The sequence below is a fragment of the Streptomyces sp. NPDC059564 genome, from assembly GCF_042735575.1.
Lineage (GTDB): Bacteria > Actinomycetota > Actinomycetes > Streptomycetales > Streptomycetaceae > Streptomyces.
In genome coordinates this window covers 1-4078 of sequence record NZ_JBHWBP010000510.1, presented here as the reverse complement: position 1 = coordinate 4078, position 4078 = coordinate 1, and the positions used below count along the sequence as shown (strand labels likewise).

Sequence of the window (4078 nt, the reverse complement as noted above, 5' to 3'; positions counted from 1 at the left end):
GCGCCGCCGCCTGTCGCGCGCCCCGGCCGGAGCGCCGGTCGGGAACGCCGAGATCGAGGCGGTCCGGCTGCCCTGACGGCCGGAGCGGGCCTGGCGCCTCAGGGCAGCCGTGCGGCGGGAGGGCCCGCGGCCGCGCGGAGGCGGTTGAACTCCGCCACGTGCCTCTTGTGCTCCTCGTACGTCGCCGAGAAGCGGGTGTCGCCCGGTTTCACGGTGACGAAGAACAGCCAGTCGCCGGGGGTCGGCGCGACCGCCGCCGCCATGGCCCGCAGGCCGGGGCTGTCGATGGGGGTGGGCGGCAGGCCCTGGCGTTCGTAGGTGTTGAAGGGGTGGTCGATGCGGGTGTCGCCGAGCGTGGTGTCGACCGTGCTGCGGCCCAGCGCGTAGTTGAGGGTGGAGTCCATCTGGAGCGGCATCGACTTCGCCAGCCGGTTGTGCACCACCCGCGCGACCTTGCCCATGTCCGCCGGGGCGTCGACCTCCGCCTCGATGATGCTGGCGAGGGTGGCCGTCTGGTACGGGGTCATCCCGTGCACCGTGCCGCCGTCGGCTACGGCCTTCGTGGCGAGCTTCCGGTTCGCCGTCTCCACCATGTACGTGAGCAGCGCGGCGGGGGTGGACTTCGAGGTCACGGGGTACGTCGCCGGGAAGAGGTAGCCCTCCGGGTTGCCCTTGGCCTCCGCCGGCAGGGGCAGCGCGGCCGTGCCGACGGCCTTCTTCGTGGTGCCGGCCGGGAGCTTCAGTTCGCGGTCGACGGCGGCGTAGACCTGGGGGGGCCCGCCACCCTTCGGGGATCAGCAGCTGGCGCGGTATCTCGGGTGCCGCCCCTCTCGGCAGGAGCGGGATCAGAAGGACCGCCCCGAGCCCGAGCAGCGTGCCGAGGAAGAGCGCCAGGCGGCCTCGGCGGGTGAGCCGGGAGCGGCGCTGTGGCGGCAGGTACTCATGACGCATGCGGGAACGCTAGCCCGCGAATAGCCATACTTCCGGCATTTAACCCTTGCCTGCCCTCACCTCAGTCGTACGATCACACGTTCACCGGAGTCGGCACCGGCTCCTCGGAAGCCCCTCGGCCCGCGCCTGCACCTGCGTCGGCACTTGCACCCGCATCCGGCTCCCGCACCCCGGGCGCCTGCGCGGCGTCGCGGTCCCGGCGGACCAGTGCGGCGTACCGCCCTCCGGCCCCGAGGAGTTCCTCGTGGGTCCCGCGCTCGGCTATCCGGCCCGCGTCGAGGACCACGATCTGGTCGGCGTCCCGGACGGTGGAGAGGCGGTGCGCGATGGTGATGGTGGTGCGGCCGCGGGAGAGGTTGTCGATGGCCCGCTGCACCGCGTGCTCGGTGCGGGTGTCGAGGGCGCTGGTGGCCTCGTCGAGGATGAGCACCGGCGGATCGCGCAGGATCGTGCGTGCGATGGCCAGGCGCTGCTTCTCGCCGCCGGAGAAGCGGTAGCCGCGCTCGCCGACCAGGGTGTCGTACCCGTCGGGCAGGGATGCGATGTGGTCGTGGATCTGGGCCGCCCGGGCCGCCTCGGTGATCTCCTCGTCGGTGGCGTCGGGTTTGGCGAAGCGCAGGTTGTCGGCGACCGAGGCGTGGAAGAGGTAGGTCTCCTGGGAGACCACGCCTATGGAGCGGGCCAGCGAGTCGAAGTCGAGGTCGCGCACGTCCACCCCGTCGAGGGCGACCCGTCCGCCGGTCACGTCGTAGAGCCGGGGGACCAGGTAGCTGAGGGTGCTCTTGCCGGAGCCGGTCGGGCCGACGACGGCGAGGGAGCCTCCGGCGGGGACGGTGATGTCGATGCCGGTGAGCGTGGGGCCGTTCTTGGGCTCGTAGGCGAAGTGCACGTCCTCCAGGCGGACCTCGCCCTTCGCCCGGTCCAGCTTCACCGGGTCGGGGCGCTCGGTGATGTCCACCGGCAGGTCGAGGTACTCGAAGATGCGGGCGAACAGCGCGAGCGAGGTCTGGATCTGGACGCCGGTCGACAGCAGGCTCACGGCGGGCCGGAAGAGGCCCTGCTGGAGGGTGACGAAGGCGACGAGGGTGCCGACGGAGAGCGAGGGCGCCCCGGTCTGCAGGGCTATGCCCGCGGCCCAGTAGATGAGCGCGGGCATGGCGGCCATGACGATGCCGATGGTGGACATCCGCCAGCGCCCGGCCATGCTGGAGCGCACCTCCAGCCCGACCAGTTTCTCGGACTCCTCGGAGAAGGCCTCGGTCAGGGACTCGGAGCGGCCCATGGTGCGGCCCAGCAGGATGCCGCTCACGGAGAGGGACTCGGTGACCTCGGCGGCCATCGCGGCCATCTGCTTCTGCCGCTGCATGGTGATCTTCTTGCGCTCGCGGCCCACGCGGCGGCTGATCCACACGAAGAGCGGCAGCAGGAGCAGGGAGACGAGGGTGAGCCGCCAGTCGAGGGCGAGCATCGCGACGACGGAGGCTATGACGGCGGTCAGGTTCGACACGAGCGAGGTCGCGGTCGAGGTGACCGTGGCCTGCATGCCGCCGATGTCATTGGCTATGCGGGACTGCACCTCGCCGGTGCGGGTGCGGGTGAAGAAGGCCAGCGGCATCCGCTGGAGCTGGGCGTAGACGGCGGTGCGCAGGTCGTGCATGACGCGCTGGCCGACGGTGGTGGAGATCAGGGTCTGGAGCACGCCGAACACGCTGGTCACGACGGCGGTCAGGATCATGCCGAGCGCGAGCAGGCTCAGCAGTCCGGTACGGCCCTCGGGGATCGCGACGTCCAGGATCTCCCTGAGCAGGAACGGCGAGGCGACGCCGACCAGCGAGGACGCGGCGACCAGCGCGCCGACCACCGCGAGCCGGCCGCGGTAGGGGCGGAACAGGCCGAGGATCCGCCGCAGCTCGCGCGGGCGCTCCGCCGGCGCCGGACGGGTGGGGTCGAGGGCTTCGTTCGATGGCGTCCACTTCGGTTCTTCGGGGCGCATGGGCCTCCTTCTGACGAGACTCCGATGAGCATAGCTCATTGTTACCTATGCTCACAATGAATCCGGTCCGGTACTGTTCCCAGTATGAGCACCGGTTCCGAGACCGACACCCGCGATTCCAACGACGGCGTCCTCGCCGAGCAGCTGCTGCGCCTCACGCGCCGGCTCCACCGGATCCAGAAGCGCCACATGGAGCCGCTCGGGATCACCCCGGCCCAGGGCCGGCTGCTGCGGCTCGTCGCGCACTACGGCGGCGACCAGCCGCCCCGAATGGCCGATCTGGCCAAGCGTCTTGAGGTCGTGCCCCGCGCCGTGACCACCCTCGTCGACGGCCTGGAGACGGCCGACTGCGTGCGCCGCGTGCCGGACCCCGCCAACCGCCGCGTCATCCGGATCGAGCTCACCGAAACCGGTCGCGCCACGCTGCGCCGTCTGCGCAACGCGCGGACCGACGCCGCAGAGGAGATCCTGGCTCCATTGACCGCCGGACAGCGCGAGGTCCTCGGCGGCCTGCTGAACGCGCTGGCGGACGCGCCGGCGGAACGCGGCTGCTGACGGCGGGAGCCACCGCCGGCGCCCGGACGGACCGCGAGACGGCGGACCGCGAGACAGGAGGGGCCGCACATGCCGCTGCTGGAACCGAAGCCCGGCGCCCTGCGCCCGCACGGCCCCGGCGCCCCGGCCCCCGACCGGGTCCCCGACCGGATGGCGACGGGCACCCCGCCCGTGCTGCGCGCCGAGCTGACCGAGCTGCTCGGCGCCGAGAAGGTGCTGTGGAAGGTCTCCGACCTGGTCCGCTACGCCACCGACGCCTCCCCGTACCGGTTCGTGCCGCAGGTCGTGGTGGTCGCCGAGGACATCGACGACGTCTCCGCCGTCCTCTCGTACGCCCACGGCAAGCAGCGCGAGGTGGTCTTCCGCGCCGCCGGGACCTCGCTGAACGGCCAGGCCCAGGGCGAGGACATCCTGGTCGACGTACGCCGCCACTGGGCCGGGATCGAGGTCCTCGACGGCGGCCGGCGCGCCCGGATCCAGCCGGGCACCACCGTCCTGCGGGCCAACGCCGCCCTGGCGCGGCACGGCCGGATCCTGGGGCCCGACCCGGCCAGCGCCATCGCCTGCACCCTCGGCGGG

At 72.4% G+C, this 4078-nt stretch carries 3 protein-coding genes and 1 pseudogene; 2 read left to right on the top strand and 2 right to left on the bottom strand.

Features of this window, described 5'->3' with window-relative positions:
• Window positions 1–98: 98 nt before the first annotated feature.
• Window positions 99–951: pseudogene (gene mltG, locus ACFV0Q_RS39205) on the bottom strand (endolytic transglycosylase MltG).
• A gap of 73 nt (window positions 952–1024) precedes the next feature.
• Complete coding sequence (locus ACFV0Q_RS39200) at window positions 1025–2944, bottom strand: ABC transporter ATP-binding protein (protein ID WP_385012572.1); 1920 nt, start codon at window positions 2942–2944, stop codon at window positions 1025–1027.
• A gap of 84 nt (window positions 2945–3028) precedes the next feature.
• On the opposite strand from ACFV0Q_RS39200, the gene ACFV0Q_RS39195 reads away from it, so the two are divergent.
• A complete protein-coding gene (locus ACFV0Q_RS39195; protein ID WP_385012570.1) occupies window positions 3029–3499 on the top strand; it encodes a MarR family winged helix-turn-helix transcriptional regulator in 471 nt (156 codons plus the stop codon).
• A gap of 69 nt (window positions 3500–3568) precedes the next feature.
• Window positions 3569–4078: FAD-binding oxidoreductase (locus ACFV0Q_RS39190; RefSeq protein WP_385012568.1), on the top strand; the 510-nt coding region annotated here is incomplete at its 3' end.